At 40.9% G+C, this 15,446-nt stretch carries 14 protein-coding genes, 4 tRNA genes and 1 pseudogene; 12 read left to right on the forward strand and 7 right to left on the reverse strand.

Features of this window, described 5'->3' with window-relative positions; genetic code table 11:
• Position 1 precedes the first annotated feature (1 nt).
• The gene (locus A7968_RS22145; RefSeq protein ID WP_064668677.1) at positions 2 to 1,114 is read left to right on the forward strand and encodes an aminotransferase class V-fold PLP-dependent enzyme; all 1,113 of its coding nucleotides are present in this window, start codon (positions 2 to 4) and stop codon (positions 1,112 to 1,114) included.
• 8 nt (positions 1,115 to 1,122) lie between these two features.
• On the opposite strand, the gene A7968_RS22150 is transcribed toward A7968_RS22145, so the two are convergent.
• The gene (locus tag A7968_RS22150; protein ID WP_064668678.1) at positions 1,123 to 1,584 is read right to left on the reverse strand and encodes a hypothetical protein; all 462 of its coding nucleotides are present in this window, start codon (positions 1,582 to 1,584) and stop codon (positions 1,123 to 1,125) included.
• 163 nt (positions 1,585 to 1,747) lie between these two features.
• Between A7968_RS22150 and A7968_RS22155 the strand changes: the two genes are divergently transcribed.
• Entirely contained in the window at positions 1,748 to 3,163 is a 1,416-nt protein-coding gene (locus A7968_RS22155; RefSeq protein WP_064668679.1) for a mannose-1-phosphate guanylyltransferase/mannose-6-phosphate isomerase, read from the forward strand.
• A gap of 168 nt (positions 3,164 to 3,331) precedes the next feature.
• Positions 3,332 to 3,455: pseudogene (locus A7968_RS23860) on the forward strand (hypothetical protein).
• Positions 3,456 to 3,543: 88 nt separating this feature from the next.
• Here A7968_RS23860 and A7968_RS22160 read toward each other — a convergent pair.
• The 5 genes from A7968_RS22160 to A7968_RS22180 all read right to left on the reverse strand — a co-directional run bounded on the left by A7968_RS22160 (position 3,544) and on the right by A7968_RS22180 (position 9,214).
• Positions 3,544 to 3,927 (reverse strand): hypothetical protein, encoded by a 384-nt coding sequence (locus tag A7968_RS22160; RefSeq protein ID WP_157586818.1) that lies wholly within the window; start codon positions 3,925 to 3,927, stop codon positions 3,544 to 3,546.
• Positions 3,928 to 4,592: 665 nt separating this feature from the next.
• Positions 4,593 to 5,237, reverse strand: coding sequence for a hypothetical protein (locus A7968_RS22165; protein WP_064668681.1), 645 nt, complete (start codon positions 5,235 to 5,237; stop codon positions 4,593 to 4,595).
• A 428-nt stretch (positions 5,238 to 5,665) separates the two neighbouring features.
• The gene (locus A7968_RS22170; protein WP_064668682.1) at positions 5,666 to 7,822 is read right to left on the reverse strand and encodes an ATP-binding protein; all 2,157 of its coding nucleotides are present in this window, start codon (positions 7,820 to 7,822) and stop codon (positions 5,666 to 5,668) included.
• Between the two features lie 136 nt (positions 7,823 to 7,958).
• Complete coding sequence (locus A7968_RS22175) at positions 7,959 to 8,615, reverse strand: helix-turn-helix transcriptional regulator (protein ID WP_064668683.1); 657 nt, start codon at positions 8,613 to 8,615, stop codon at positions 7,959 to 7,961.
• 233 nt (positions 8,616 to 8,848) lie between these two features.
• Positions 8,849 to 9,214: a histidine triad nucleotide-binding protein gene (locus A7968_RS22180; protein WP_064668684.1), complete on the reverse strand. Its 366-nt coding sequence runs from the start codon at positions 9,212 to 9,214 to the stop codon at positions 8,849 to 8,851.
• 93 nt (positions 9,215 to 9,307) lie between these two features.
• On the opposite strand from A7968_RS22180, the gene A7968_RS22185 reads away from it, so the two are divergent.
• Positions 9,308 to 9,931: a DUF2057 family protein gene (locus tag A7968_RS22185; RefSeq protein ID WP_064668685.1), complete on the forward strand. Its 624-nt coding sequence runs from the start codon at positions 9,308 to 9,310 to the stop codon at positions 9,929 to 9,931.
• Positions 9,932 to 9,977: 46 nt separating this feature from the next.
• Here A7968_RS22185 and A7968_RS22190 read toward each other — a convergent pair whose 3' ends face one another.
• Positions 9,978 to 11,822, reverse strand: coding sequence for a M1 family metallopeptidase (locus A7968_RS22190; protein ID WP_064668686.1), 1,845 nt, complete (start codon positions 11,820 to 11,822; stop codon positions 9,978 to 9,980).
• Between the two features lie 143 nt (positions 11,823 to 11,965).
• Between A7968_RS22190 and murB the strand changes: the two genes are divergently transcribed.
• The 8 genes from murB to A7968_RS23055 form a co-directional block, all read left to right on the forward strand.
• On the forward strand, positions 11,966 to 12,976 hold the full coding sequence (gene murB, locus A7968_RS22195) for a UDP-N-acetylmuramate dehydrogenase (RefSeq protein ID WP_064668687.1): 1,011 nt from the start codon (positions 11,966 to 11,968) through the stop codon (positions 12,974 to 12,976).
• A complete protein-coding gene (gene birA / locus A7968_RS22200) occupies positions 12,973 to 13,965 on the forward strand; it encodes a bifunctional biotin--[acetyl-CoA-carboxylase] ligase/biotin operon repressor BirA (protein WP_064668688.1) in 993 nt (330 codons plus the stop codon). The genes murB and birA overlap by 4 nt, the downstream gene beginning before the upstream one ends.
• Entirely contained in the window at positions 13,962 to 14,657 is a 696-nt protein-coding gene (locus A7968_RS22205; protein WP_064668689.1) for a type III pantothenate kinase, read from the forward strand. The genes birA and A7968_RS22205 overlap by 4 nt, the downstream gene beginning before the upstream one ends.
• A gap of 120 nt (positions 14,658 to 14,777) precedes the next feature.
• Positions 14,778 to 14,853, forward strand: a tRNA-Thr gene (locus tag A7968_RS22210).
• Between the two features lie 39 nt (positions 14,854 to 14,892).
• Positions 14,893 to 14,977: transfer RNA gene (locus tag A7968_RS22215), tRNA-Tyr, on the forward strand.
• Positions 14,978 to 15,022: 45 nt separating this feature from the next.
• Positions 15,023 to 15,097, forward strand: a tRNA-Gly gene (locus tag A7968_RS22220).
• A gap of 12 nt (positions 15,098 to 15,109) precedes the next feature.
• A tRNA-Thr gene (locus A7968_RS22225) sits at positions 15,110 to 15,185 on the forward strand.
• 134 nt (positions 15,186 to 15,319) lie between these two features.
• The coding region (locus A7968_RS23055; protein ID WP_232321879.1) for a GTP-binding protein at positions 15,320 to 15,446 on the forward strand (127 nt) is incomplete at its 3' end.

The following is a 15,446-nucleotide window of genomic DNA, read 5'->3' on the forward strand; positions in this document are numbered from 1 at the left end:
GATGTATAAAGACGATTTTAATTTGACCGAAGGGTGTTATTTACTTAATCACTCTGTTGGTCGCGCATTGAAAAGTAGCCAAGATGATTTTAACCAACACTTTTTTGCTCCTTGGCAATCCAGTAATAAAGAGCCGTGGCAGCAATGGTTAGCGGTTATAAGCCGTTTTACCGCTGCGTTGAGCTTGCTGTTTAATTCACCAAGCGAGCAGTTTTGCCCGCAAGTTAACCTATCTAGTGCATTAACTAAGCTGGTTATGTCACACCCTCGACTACAACAAGCTGGCTGTAAAGTGTTAATGGCGCAAAGTGACTTTCCTAGTATGGGCTTTGCAATGCAAAAAGCCTTAGCCAGCGGTGCTAAAATTGAGTTTATTCCTGAACACGTTGATTTAACAGACAATACCCAGTGGCAGCAGTACATAAAGCCAGATATCGATTTAGTGTTTATTAGTCATGCCTATTCAAATACAGGTCAGCAAGCCCCAGTGGCAGAAATTAGTAAATACTGTAAGCAAGTCGGCTGTTTGAGCATTGTTGATGTGGCGCAATCAGCGGGGGTTTTACCGTTAGATTTAAGTCAAGTTGATGTTGATTTTATGATTGGCTCAAGTGTTAAATGGCTATGCTCTGGCCCTGGTGCGGCCTACTTATGGGTGAGCAAAGCGCAGTTAAGCGTTTGTGAGCCACAGGATGTTGGCTGGTTTTCTCATCAAAATCCATTTGAATTTGATATCCATCATTTTGCTTATCATGACAGCGCGCTGCGTTTTTGGGGTGGCACACCTTCAATTGCGCCATTTGTTATTGCAGGGCACAGTATTCACTATTTTGCTCGCTTAGGTATTGATAAGGTGCGTGAGCATAATTTAGCACTACTCACGCAATTAACTACAGCCCTGGCTCCTTATGTGGTATCGCCAGTTGCAGCCACTAAATGTAGTGGTACCGCAATTATTAATTTTGCTGATCAGCAAGCGGAGGTTGTAGCTGCTTTAACAGCCGCTGATATTAGCGTTGATGTGCGGGCATACGGAATAAGAATCTCACCGCATATTTATAACGACAGTCGCGATATTGAACGGCTAATAAAAGTTGTTAAACAAGTTCTGTAAGGTTAAATCTACTGGCTGAGCTGCGTTTTCATGGTGTTCAACGTCTCGATCTGTTGTTGATACTGCTCGATTTGCGGTTTGATGCGCCGCTCAACTTGTGCGGTTCGTTGTGCTATCGCATCTGCAATTGAGCTTGCCCCCATTCTATTGGCAGTATCTTGAGTCATATAGCTTATTTTAGTTTTTTGTGCTGCCAGCGTATCTTGTAGTTGTTTGATTTCGCGCTGAAGCAGTGCAATGTCTCGGTCAATTTTTTGCATCGTAATATAGCTATCAACTTCTCCAGCAACAGCTTTGCTCTGCTTTGGTATACCTTGTGCTACGTTGGTTTCGGGAATGATTATTTCTTTGGCGTCTTCACCACACGGCAATTGACTAAACGTGGCGACGCCATCAATAGTGCATTGATAAACAGCTGAAAAGGCTGGAATGCTGATAAATACAATGCTTAGGATGATAGCTCGAACCATATTTGACGCCACGGATTAGCTTTTTATTGATAATAATAATGCCTGAAGTTGCTAAAGGTAACAATTATAGAATAGAGTTTTGGCGGATTACTTGGGAGGCCGCAGTTATTTCGATGCTTAACATCTGCTAAACTATCCCCTTCTTATTACTGTATTGGTTATTATGAAACATTCAATCATTCCTGTAATTTTGGCTGGTGGCATAGGTTCACGGTTATGGCCATTGTCACGCCAAGCTATGCCAAAGCAATTTTTACCTTTATTTGGGGATGAATCGTTATTGCAGAGCACCCTAAAGCGTTGCGAAGATGAGTGTTTTTCTGATGCTATTTTGGTGTGTAACGAACAACATCGCTTTATTGCCAGTAGCCAATGTCAGCAGATAAATGTACAACCACAGGCGTTATTATTAGAGCCTGAAGGGAAAAATACTGCACCAGCCATAGCGCTTGCCGCACAATATGTATTACAGCAAGGGCTTGATACGCCTTTATTAGTGATGCCAGCGGATCATCATATTGATAATTTTGAATTGTTAATTGCACAACTGCCAGATGCGATAACGTTGGCGCAGCAGGGCAAATTAATTACTTTTGCAATCGAGCCAGATACTGCCCATTGCGGTTACGGTTATATCAAAAGAGGGGTTAAAATAGCAGCCTCAAATTGTTATCAAGTCGATGAGTTTAAAGAAAAGCCCAGCTTACTGTTGGCACAGCAATATCTCGCCAGTGGCGCATATAGCTGGAACAGCGGCATGTTTTTATTTACCCCGAGGGCATACCTTGCAGAGCTGCAACGCTTTGCCCCCAAAATTGCCAATTGCATTGCACAAGCCGCCAACTTTACAGATGACTTAGGTTTTACGCGAGCCGACAGCAATACCTTAAAAAATTGCCCCAGTGACTCTATCGATTACGCTATTTTAGAGCGCAGTGCGAATGTAGCGGTGCTGCCATTAGCGCTTAATTGGAATGATGTGGGTGGTTTCAATGCGCTGTGGCAAAGTACTGATAAAGACGAGCAAGGTAATAACCTAAGTGCTGATACCGTGTTATTAAATAGTGAGAATAACTTACTCAAGAGCGAAAGTGGCCATACGATTGCCACTTTAGGAATTAAAGATTTAGCGGTTATTCACACTCATGACGCTACATTAGTGGCAGATAAAAACCAGCTAGATAAACTGCCTGAATTGTTGCAGCTACTGGCTGTTCAGCAAAGCGATAAGTTATTGCATCATCAAGCAATGTATCGACCTTGGGGTAGTTATCGAGTATTAGTTGCAGGGGCGGGCTTTAAAGTTAAAAAGATTACTGTTAATAGCAATGGCAAGCTCTCCACGCAACGTCACCAGCATCGGGCGGAGCATTGGGTGGTAGTCTCAGGCGTGGCAGATATTTGTATTGCTGGTAATACACAGACTTTAACAGCCGATCAATCTTGTTATATCGCGCCAAACCAAATCCACAGCTTAGCAAACTCCCAGAGCGAGCCGCTTATTCTCATCGAAGTGCAAACCGGCAGTATTTTAGATGAAGCAGATATAGAGCGCTTTGATGATCTGTATGGGCGATAGCGGCAAGTTTCCCTCATTATTCCCTGCTCTTTGTGCAAAAAAACTTAGTGAATTATTCACAAAGAGGTTAAGAGACGCTGCGCTTAAGAGTAATACAGATCCTAGGCCCAAAAATATTTGCGCGACTAAGGACACTACTACCTAAGAGCCAACACCTATCAGCTAACGGTGGATTTAGATCATTGGATCCGCCAAAGGATAAGAATGTGCTACTGGCAGCAATGACTATTTAGCTTCACAAGATTTAGCGTCATTGAGAGATATTTGGATCAATATTCATTACGGGAGATGAACCGTTCATTGCACTTCCTATTAATAAAAAGCGCATGATGGGCAGGTAGTGTAGGGGCTGGAGGAGACCTCCGGCTGCCCGATTAGATTTATTTTTTTAGCACCGAAACAAGTCCAATAACAGCACCAATTAAACCTGTACATAAAGTGAAATAAAAAGCGATTACTTCACGCTTAGCTTTTTGTTCGTCTCTAATTTTAGATTTTAAATGACGTATTCCATTCAAAGTTAAAATTTTAACTGAACCACTTCCATCACCAAAATCATGTGTGGTGTACATAAGCGTTTCACTTTCATCAGGCATTGGAATAAGTAACGAGTCTGCTTTGGATATAAAATATGAAGTTTTTTTGTATTCTATCCACATATCCAAGTCATCTTGCTGAGCGGCTAAAAAAGATAAATGACCTTGATCATCTTTACCCTCATAGCTTTTTTTAATTTTAACGTATTCATTCTCAAGTGTTGCCACTTTCTTTTTCAAAGAATGTAGATTTTTTCGATATTGTAGATACGCGAGCATATATTCTCCGAATAAATCTACAGCTTATTGAACACCATTTGGGTGGTTTATAACACACCAAAACAGCATATATTACATACTCAGATAATTTCACCAATAATTACCTTTGTAAACAAGTAGTTAAAATAGCTGGGAGTTATGTTTGTTATTTTGCACTAAAACGGCGGTTAATGATGTTGTTGGACAAAACTAGGAACCTACTCATCAAAACAGGAATAACCTTAACTTTTACCAGCGACCGGATGTTACTCACACCCGAACTTCGCCAAATTACCAAAAGCAGACGCTAGTAACGCGCCCGTATTTTTAATGTGCTTACTATGCCTTAGTTTAAAGCCTAACGACCGTTTTTTGTTAGCTTTTCATTCGTTGTATAGTTTAAGGTAACTTCTTAAATTGTAACTTTTCTTATTTCTGAACGTGTCGGTGCTTCAGATGCACTAAAACTTTCAAACTCAACATCTGATCCAAAAATATTTATGAGCATTATTGTATAGTCGTTTGGAGAGCGCTCAAAATCTAAAAGATATAATGGAGGTAACTGCTCTCGATCTATATTTCGCTTATCAGCTAATTGTAAGAAGCATCCATGAAACCTTTTTCATCCATGCTGTCTATGGTTTCCCATCAATTTTAAATACAGAGGTCTGGGGGGGATCTTCAAAAAGTAACTTACGTCGTAAATAGCTATCAATATTCATTTGCTCTGCTGTTTGTGCTTCTTTACGAGCATTTATCTCTCCGGAGATAAAAGATTCATAAGACTCATTATTAAATAGCTCGAAAACTTCTGCATTTGTTGGTCCGTGCCCTTCTGGAAATACTTCTAAACTTCCACTGCCAGAGTAATGTTTATCAATCAATTGTTTTAGTGAATTAATATCACCGCCAGCCTCAGCAAAAAGAGCGTTAACGCCTTCTCTACCAGCATAAGAACCATCATAATTTAAGTAACCCATAACTTGGCCATCAATTTTTACCATTGCAGCAACGTCTATTTGTTTTCCATTTTCTCTATAGTACTTCTCGGTATTTTCTAAAGAGCTACTTAAGGCCCAGAAGTCTTTACCCAACTGCAAAGTTTTTTCATTTGAAGCTTTATGAATATTTTGATCATCTATTTTATAAATAATATTAGTTTTACCTTCGAGGTTAAACTCATTATTTTTTTCTTTCTCTGCAATAGGAGATTCAAGCCTGTTAACCCGAGGGTTGATGTATTGGTTAATACTACTGTTCGTAAATTGGGAGATTTGCATAATGGTGTCCTGTGATATTTATCCATTAAAGTTAATCAGGAAACAGCGATATGTTACTTACTTCGCTTGACTACTAATTTATGTTCCCTGCTCATAATTATGCAAAATTTAGCCCAAGGTAATATTCTTTAAAAATTAATGACTAAATTAACAGTCTTTACATATAACGGATAATTTTCCAAATGAAAGGAGCTTTCTTACCTAATGTGCGGCAAATAACCGCCGCGTATTAAAAATCTACATTAGCCAACCTCAGTGTTCGGTTTTCGCACATCGCTGTCTGTCAAATAAGGTGTAAATCAATTCGTCATAACTGTAAGCTCCTATGAGCTACTACAACTAAATAGCATGGAATAATTCTGCACATTGTAAAATCATGTCCTTTAACCTTGCTACTTTTTCCTTGAAACTTCACTCTCGCTAACTCGCTAATTCATCTGCTCTCTTACGTACTTCAAATACTGCTCAAGGCTATTTTGCCACAGTACCAATGCTGCGGTGAGTGACTCTTTTAGTGGCTTGTTATCAAGTAAGCGTCGCTCTATTTTTTTTAGTTCGCTACCATAACGGTTAAAGCCAAGCTGTAATGCAGTGCTGGCTTGACGATGCAGTAGCTTTATACATTGCTCTCTATCTTCGTCCAGCAATTGTTGTGCACGGATCAATTTATTACGTGCGGATAATACAAACTCGTTATAAATAGAGGAAACCTCGTCTTCACTAAAAGAGCTTTTTAATGTGTCTGCTGCGGTATCGTCATACAAAACATCACTAAGCTCAACGGCAATATTGGCTGCATGGCTGCTTTGTGAATCACTTAATGCTTGGCGTAACTTTTGTTGTTTAATTGGTTTGCCAACAATGTCTTTAATACCAAGGGTAAAATATTCTTTTATTTCGTCAGGACTTAAACTAGCAGTAAATGCCAGCACCGGCGTACGTTGGTTTTTATGTTCCATGCCTTTGAGGGTTTTCAGCACTTCTTGGCCAGTGAGATCTGGTAGGTTCATGTCTAATAGCACAACATCAAAGTGGTACTCTTGCATCAGGTTAATAGCACTTCTACCATCGCGGGCGAGCTTGATTTTATGCTCGTCATCAGCCATAAACTCGATGGCTATTTTTTGATTTAAATCTAAATCCTCGACCAGTAACACATCTAAACCGGTTAAGTAATCTTTTGACTGATGGCGTTGTTCAACAAGACTGAGTTCGCCAAGCACAAGCGTGATATCAAAGCTAAACGAACTGCCTTTATCTAACTCACTGATAATATCGAGCTGGGAGTCAAGTTTGGCCAGTAGGCGGCTGGTGATGGCAAGACCAAGGCCTGTTCCGCCTTTTTCTTTACCCGCACTGCTTTGTACATATGGCTCTGTAAGGTATTCTATTTCGTCATCTTCAATACCTGGGCCTGAGTCAATTACGCTGATGCGAATATGATGCTCAAGTTGGCGCTCCTCTAATAACTCTACGCGAATTTTAACTTCACCCTTGTCGGTAAATTTGATCGCATTACCGACGAGGTTGATGATAATTTGCCGAAGCTTTTGTTGGTCACAGTAATAACACGCTTGCTCTGGTAAGTTATAAATTAACTCAAACTTTAAGCGTTTTTGCTCAGCTAATGGACTTAGTAGTAAACAGAGATTGTGGAGCCAGGTTTTAAATTCTACGTCCTCTTCATAAAGCGCTTCGTTGTGTTGATCAAGGCTTGCGTAATCAAGTACTTTATCGACTAACAAGTTAAGAGACTCGGCTGAGTTTATAATGGCTTCGCAGTAAGGTTTGTCCCGTGGATCCGTTGATTGATTCAAGATCAATTGTGCGCTGCCTAAAATGCCATTTAGGGGAGTGCGAATTTCATGGCTGATGGTTGATAAAAATAAGCCTCTTATTTCAAGATCTTTTTGCGCTTTATTGGTTAACTGATTGAGGTTTTGCTCTCTGCGCTCATTACATAATAATGCCATGCCGGTAGTATAAAATATCGGTGCGATCACGCCATTGATCAGTAAAGTAACGCTAAACCAGTTTTCTTTTAACAGTGTGAAATTGTTCACATCTTCCATTAAAAAAGCGCGTCCGACAAAAACACTGCTAATAATGGTAAGGATCAAAATATAGACAATACTGCCGTTGGGGTAGGGCTTTCGGGCAAAGCGAATAAATAAGTACAGTAAAAATAGTGCTTCGCTGATATGTTGTAAATCAGAGGCAAGTACTCGATTGCGTAAGTTTGAATCGACCACCGTAAAGTACATTAACAATGCACCGCAAAATAACGTCGCCAATACAAAAAATCGAAATTCTTTACCGCGATAGCCTAAAAATTGGCTGATTGCTAATGCATGAATGATGGATGCACTAAACCACAAACTATTCGCTAAGATAATGGTAATAAGGTTATCGATATAGCCATGCAAAGCAAAGCTCATTAATGCCGTAAACAGGACTAACGGGTAAAATATATACAACACAGTACCAGGAGTATGTTTGTTCGCACGCCAAGTTAAAAAATTAAGCAGTGCCATTACGGCCATCATGGCGGCGCTAGCAAAATACAGAGTAGGGGAGTCGAGCATTTATATTCCAAGCTGATCGGGTAACGAGATTAGAATAATGGCAATTGCCAGGGTTAGCAAATAAGGTGTGGTATAGACATGCAAAAACAGGTAGCAAAGTACCTGTTTTTTTTATAGTTAAATGAAAGTTGCTAGCTCAGCGAATTTCATCAGGAATATTTTGCTGTGCCCATGACAGTAACTCAATACGGTTACGGCATTTTGTTTTTCTAAATGCACTGTATAAATGTGTTTTAACTGTGTGTGGGCTAATGCTTAACGCTTCTGCGATTTCTTTGTTTTTCGAGCCATTACTCATTAATGAGATAATCGCTTTCTCACGTTTAGTCAGTTTTACGGGTTCAATATCACCGTCGGTAAGTTTGTGTAAGGCATCTTTATTAAATTGCAGCATGCGGTTTAATGCATTGCACATGATATCACGGCGGTACCAGAGTTGGTCTTCAAGCAATAAACGAATACCTTTCATCAGTACGTCGGCGTTGTCTGTGGTATAAAAAACACCACGGATACCGCTTAAAAGCGCGCGATTAGCAAGTTCTGGGTTTTCATCTAAGTTGAATAATACGATATCGCATTTAACACGTAGGTTTACCAGTTGCTCTTTTAATTTTCCCCACGCGTCTTGACTTGATGTTTCAATAAACAATAAGCGTGTTCCCTCTGGAACGTCTAATATGTTTGTTCCGGTAGTAACATTGAGCCCTTGGGTTTTTAATAAAGGCTCTAATACATTAATACCAATTGTATTAATTGGCTCTAGATCTAGTAACAAAAAGGCTGAACTACTCATACTTATACACTCTTGAATAAAGTTGACTAATCAATCCTACCATGCAATCCACCCCTTTCGTATTAGAAATTTCCTATATTGGGGGAGGATAAACATAGTTTTATAACGTTTTGTACATTAGCCATTAAAAAAAACACTTTAATTATACATTAATCTTTTGATTTATATGGTTAAAATTAAATTTGCATAGCAAGTTGTCCCCTTTACAAACATTTACACTTTAAATTTAAAAATCAGCCTTTTTTCTTATCCTGATAAGGTGGCCATCCCATTAATTTACCAGCTAACATGTGTAAATGGATGTGAAAAACAGTTTGACCGCCATGTTCATTACAATTCATTACAACTCGAAAACCATCTTCCGCAAAGCCTTGCTGTTTGGCTATTTTTGCGGCCACTACGTAAAGATGACCGACAATAGGCGCATCTTGTTCGGTAATGTCATTGATGGTCGCAATCTTCTTTTTTGGGATAATCAGCACGTGAAAAGGTGCTTGTGGGTTAATATCTCTAAAGGCCAAACTTAGCTCATCTTCATAGATGATGTCTGCCGGAATTTCACGATTGATAATTTTAGTAAAAATAGTTTCTTGGCTCACGTTAAAATTGCTTCCATATGTAATCTAATAAATATCACTAATGACAAACTTTGCTTGCAGTGTCAAACTGAAATCAAACCACAAGGAGTTATTATGCGTAAACATTTATTATTGAGCGGGATTGTTTCAGTATTTTTGACTGTTCCCTGTATTGCTGAAACTGTGCATTTCCCTGAAGAAATCGTGCCGTTACAAGTGGGCGATAAAAAAATTGAACATTCATTTTTCAACCGTGTTGATGAAGTCGAACTGACTCCCGGCGTGTATCAATTCAAACTTAAGTACACGGATTTATATGAGCAAGGCTACGATGAGCATCAAGTTGTCGATTCTGAGCCATTTTGGGTAACAATGACCATTGCTGCAAATACCGATTACGATGTGGTGTTTAATCGTGCTGATAATGCGGTGGCGGCAAAGGTGTTTGCTGAGGCTCCACAGGTGAGTTTGCAAGCGAAGGGAGAGTCATTAGGCACGCCTTTAGCGATTATAGCTGAACCAAATTTGAGCAGCGGTGCAACACCTCAAGTGGCAACAGCACCTGCAGCGAGTACCACGGCAATTGCTACGGCGACCGCAGTGCAAGTTCCAGCATCTCGCCCCACGGCAAACGCAGGTAATGCGCCAAATGCGGCAGCAATGCTCGATTTTTGGTGGCAACAAGCCAGTGCGCAAGAGCAGCAAGCTTTCATCAATAAAGTTACCAAAAATAAATAGCAAAAAGGGCGAATAAATCGCCCTTTTCTATTTTGTTGTTTAGCTATTACTTAGCAAATAAGTCGTCAACTGTACCTTGTGCAAGTGGGTGGTAACCCGGGCGAGCTTTAATGTAAACATCGTGAGCCCACTCACGCTTACCATTTTTGATCAAGGCTTTGTATAGCGGCACAATCAACTTGCGACGGCCAATGCCTGATAGGTGCTTATCAAGTGCTGGATAAATTGGTTGATAACCATTGCCTACCGCAAGCATATACCATGCAAACGCACGCTCAGCATTGGTTGACTGAGTTAAGTTAAACTCTGCATCTAATGCGGCCATTTTTTCTAGGCTTAAATCGCGCGGTAAGTTATTTAAAAAGTGTAGCCACTCATGCACAGTCCAATTCGTGGTAGGAAGTTGTGCGGCGGTTGTTTCACCTTTTAACCATGCGGCAGATGCTGCATCTACTTTATCAAATGCATCAGAGGTTGGGTTTGGCGCATCATTTGGTAAACCAGGCTGAAAAATCCACTCATTAACTTTATCCATGCTGACCACGCCTGGATATTTTTCAATTAAGTTAGCTTTTAAATACGTAACAAACTCAGCGGTGGTTAATGATTTGAATGAAAACTCTTTAAAATAAGCTTTTACAAACGAGTCAAATTTATCACGGCCGTACTTGTTTTCTAAGTAGATTAAAAATAGCTGTCCTTTGGTATAAGGGACTGAGCTGAAAGCGTCATCTGGATCGCGGCCATTAAGTTTTAAGTTAAGGCGTGTATCAGGTGCATCAATCGTTTTTAGTTGCGCACGTAGGCCTGCAGCATCAAGAGCTTGCTCCATAACGGCACGGTCACGACCAAATACTTCTTCCATTATGCGGTTTTCAACATATGAGGTAAAACCTTCGTTTAACCATAAGTCTTCCCATGTTGCATTGGTTACTAAATTACCAGACCATGAGTGCGCAAGCTCGTGAGCAATCAGGTTTACTAAGCTTTTATCGCCAGCAACAACTGTTGGCGTGATAAAAGAAAGGCGTGGATTTTCCATGCCACCAAATGGGAAGCTTGGCGGTAGCATTAGTAAGTCATAACGACCCCATGCATATTCGCCATACATGGCATTGGTTTTGTCGATCATCGCTTGCGTGTCGTTAAACTCGGCAACGGATGCATCTAAAATAGTTGGCTCAGCAAATATACCTGTTTGCTTAGACATGGCTTTAAATTCTAAATTACCTGCACCAATGGCAATTAAGTATGGCGAGATAGCTTGTGGCATATCAAAAATGTAATCGCCGTCTTTATATAAAGCATCCTTGTTATCTGCACTCATAACTGCACGAATATCTTTAGGTGTGTGGATACGGGCTGAGTAAGTTACGCGCATCGCTGGTGTATCTTGTACTGGGATCCAACTACGAGCATGAATTGCTTGTGATTGGCTGTACATAAATGGGTGGCTTTTACTGGCGGTTTGTTCTGGGGTTAACCATTGTAAGCCAGATGCTTCAGGGCGGCTGTTATAATAAATACGTACTTTAGGTGCTTGGCTTTTAAACGTAATGGTTAGTTTTGAGCCTTTCACATCATCGCGATTAGCAAGCGTGAACTTAGCTTTGTGCCAGCTGCCATTTTGACCTTGATACATGACTTTATCGATGTCTAAATCGCGAGTATCAAGCACTAAGGTTTTGCTAGTGGTGTTTTGCCATGCTAGCGTGTGTTCAACAAAACCTTCTAATTGCTTGTCGGCAAAGTCGACATCTAAATCAAGGTTTAAATGCGTTGTGATGACGTCATCAAGATTGGCATATGAGTTTTGATCAATGGCACTGGCCATTGCTTGAGAGCACATTCCAGCCATCGCGAGGCTTAAAAAGAGAGGTTTGATTTTCATAAATACCCTGAACACGAATAAAAAGTGCAGGTTTTATATCATGATTGCGATTCTTGTTTGAGCATTTTTTACAATCTAGTGCAACATTTGCGACTAAGAGTTACACTAGTGCGATTAGTGACAATTAACCTTTGAGGCGTTTTGTGGCTCAGTCCCTGCAATCTTTCCATACCTTTTCTTTAGCGAGTCAGTGCTCGCAATTAATCGAAATTACTGACTTAGCGCAATTGCAGCAGCTAACGTTTGCTAGCCCTTTTTGTATTTTAGGTGAAGGCAGCAACACTGTTTTTTTAAGCACCTATCAAGGGACTGTGATCAAAATGGCGACTCGCGGTGTTAATACCACTGCGCGTCAAGATGACTTTTTACTAGAGGTAGCTGCAGGTGAAAACTGGCATCAACTTGTGCGTGATAGTTTAGCGCAAGGCATGCCAGGGCTTGAAAATCTCGCTTTGATCCCAGGAACCGTAGGTGCAGCTCCGGTGCAAAATATTGGAGCATATGGTGTTGAACTAGCGAAATATATTGAATATGTAGAATATTTAGATATTGCGACAAAGCAAATAAAACGGCTAAACAAGCAACAGTGTCTGTTTGGTTATCGTGATTCTATTTTTAAGCAGCAATTAAAAAATAAAGCGGTGATCACTACAGTGGCGCTGGCATTACCAAAGCAGTGGCAACCAGAGCTAAGTTATGGTCCTTTGCAGCAACTAGATACAGTGACCCCACAAAGCGTGTTTGAGCAAGTGGTTACAACCCGCAATAGTAAACTGCCCGATCCTTATGTGCTCGCGAATGCTGGTAGCTTTTTTAAAAACCCAATAATCACTAATCAGCAATTACACACCCTGTTACAAGCGCATCCGCAATTACCGCATTATGCTTATGACGAGCAACACCATAAAGTAGCCGCGGGCTGGTTGATTGAGCAAGCGGGGCTGAAAGGGCACCGTATTGCAGGCATAGAAGTACATCAACAACAAGCGCTGGTGCTGGTAAATCATGGTAATAGTAATGGCGACGACCTGATTGCCATGATCACTTATATCCAGCAACAAATTTGGCAGCGTTATCAAATAGAGCTACACCATGAAGTGCGGTTAATGGCAGTCACTGATGAGTGTCACATTACCCTTGAGGACAGAGCATGAAAGCACCAGATGGCAATAAACTGGCTATTTTAAATGCACTTAATCAAGGTGGCTTTATCTCAGGACAATTACTGGGTGAGCAATTGGGGATTAGCCGCGCAGCGGTGAGTAAGCATATGCAAAGTTTACAAGAGATGGGTTTAGACATTTTTAAAGTCAGTGGCAAAGGCTACAGCTTAAATAATAATGTCGGCTTATTAGAGCAAACCAAGATCCAACAGCATTACCAAAACTTAGGGGCACACACCGCGCAAGTGGAGGTCCAGCCAATTATTGATTCGACTAATAGCGAGCTAATGCGCCGTATTGCAGCGAAACAAATATTAGAGTCAGGAACTGTGATTGTTGCGGAAATGCAGCAAGCAGGGCGCGGTCGCCGTGGCCGAGTGTGGCAATCGCCGTTTGGCGCAAACTTATATTATAGTTACTACTGGCGTTTAGATGATGGCCTGCAAGCGGCAATGGGAATGTCGATTGCTGTAGGGTTAGCGGTATTTGATACCTTAAAAGCATTGTATAAGTTGGAAATTCAACTGAAGTGGCCAAATGATATTTATCTTAATAATGAAAAACTCGCTGGCGTGTTAGTTGAATTAGATGGTCAACCGCAAGGGCCGTGTCAGTTAGTTATTGGCATTGGTATTAATTTACAAATGCCCGACAGCTTTAGTCAGCACATCGACCAAGCGTGGACTGATTTAAGCCAGCATACTAAGCAGATTGATAAAAACCAGTTGGTTGCATATTTAACCTATTACCTTGAGCAGCGGCTCGCACAATATAGTCAAACTGGCTTAAATGATATGTATCAACAATGGAACAGTTTAAATGTATTTGCTGGGCAATATGTTGAGCTTAACACTGGGCATCGCAGTTGGGGGGGGATTTGTGAAGGTATTGATGCTAACGGTGGTATTCGTATTCGCCAAAATGGTGAAGTGAAAAGTTATTATGGCGGAGAAATATCATTACGTAAGGCGAGCGTATGAGATTATTAATTGATGTAGGCAACACCGCACTAAAAGCGGCTATATGGCAAGATGGGCAAATCAAATCATGCGAGCTTAATGTACAGCCATGGTCGCAAATTAACGAGGTTGTTTATGCACGTGTTGGTAAAAGTGAGCAGCTAAATGAGTTACTAGCACAGGCAAGCGTATTTCAGGTACCTTGCTTTGAAGCGAAGGTGACTAAGCAATTGAGCAACTTAAGTTGTGCATATCAACAATTTCATAATTTAGGTATTGATCGTTGGCTTGGTTTAATTGCCGCCTTTCAACTATGGCCACAACAAGATTGCATTGTAATAGACACCGGTACAGCCACTACAATTGATGTACTTACTGCGCAAGGGCAGCACTTAGGCGGCTGGATATTACCTGGCCTTGATCTAATGACACGCTCATTGACACAGAATACCCAGCGTGTTTTTGATGATGCCGCCACGCCTTTTGTGAATGAGCTGGGTGTAAACACACCGAATGGTTTAAAAAATGGCGCGCTAGTGGCAACCTTAGGGGCTGTTGAACAAGCAAAATTGCAGTTCACCAATAAAAAACCTCAACTAATTTTTGCTGGTGGCTACGGTGCATTACTGAAAGCGCAATTTTCAGACGCGATTTATGATCCACAATTAGTGATGAAGGGGCTCAATTATTGGTATGAATTGAGTGAAAAGTAACAAAAACACCGTGTTTTGCGTGATTTGTGAGCATTCAAGCTAAAAAATTACATTTTTTTCAAATTTATTGTTGCATCACCACCAACCTTCCTCTAATATCTCGCCCCGTACTAAAGCAGTGCCGACTTAGCTCAGCTGGTAGAGCAACTGACTTGTAATCAGTAGGTCAACCGTTCGACTCGGTTAGTCGGCACCACTTTCCTTTTACCGAAAGTGCTTAGTAAAGAATTATCGTGGAGGGGTTCCCGAGCGGCCAAAGGGATCAGACTGTAAATCTGACGGCTCAGCCTTCGCTGGTTCGAATCCAGCTCCCTCCACCACTTTATTCTTGACGGTTAGAGGTAGTTTAAGAACAGGTTCCTAACGCGGGCATCGTATAATGGCTATTACCTCAGCCTTCCAAGCTGATGATGCGGGTTCGATTCCCGCTGCCCGCTCCAGTTTCTGGTGTTGCTGATATAGCTCAGTTGGTAGAGCGCACCCTTGGTAAGGGTGAGGTCGGCAGTTCAACTCTGCCTATCAGCACCAGTCTTAGAATCTTCTTGATTACTTCCTTTATCTGTCAGAAAATACTATTTGAAATTTGAAAAAATTAACTTAATCTACCTCCGGTGGATTATTTTCATATGTAATCTAGATACACAAAACTGATAGGTTCCGTCATGGCAAAAGCAAAGTTTGAACGCGTAAAACCGCACGTAAACGTAGGTACAATCGGCCACGTTGACCACGGTAAAACAACCCTAACTGCAGCAATCACTAACGTACTTGCAAAAGTATACGGCGGTG

Origin of the sequence: Pseudoalteromonas prydzensis, assembly GCF_001661495.1 — a bacterium.
In the GTDB taxonomy this organism is placed as follows: domain Bacteria; phylum Pseudomonadota; class Gammaproteobacteria; order Enterobacterales; family Alteromonadaceae; genus Pseudoalteromonas; species Pseudoalteromonas prydzensis.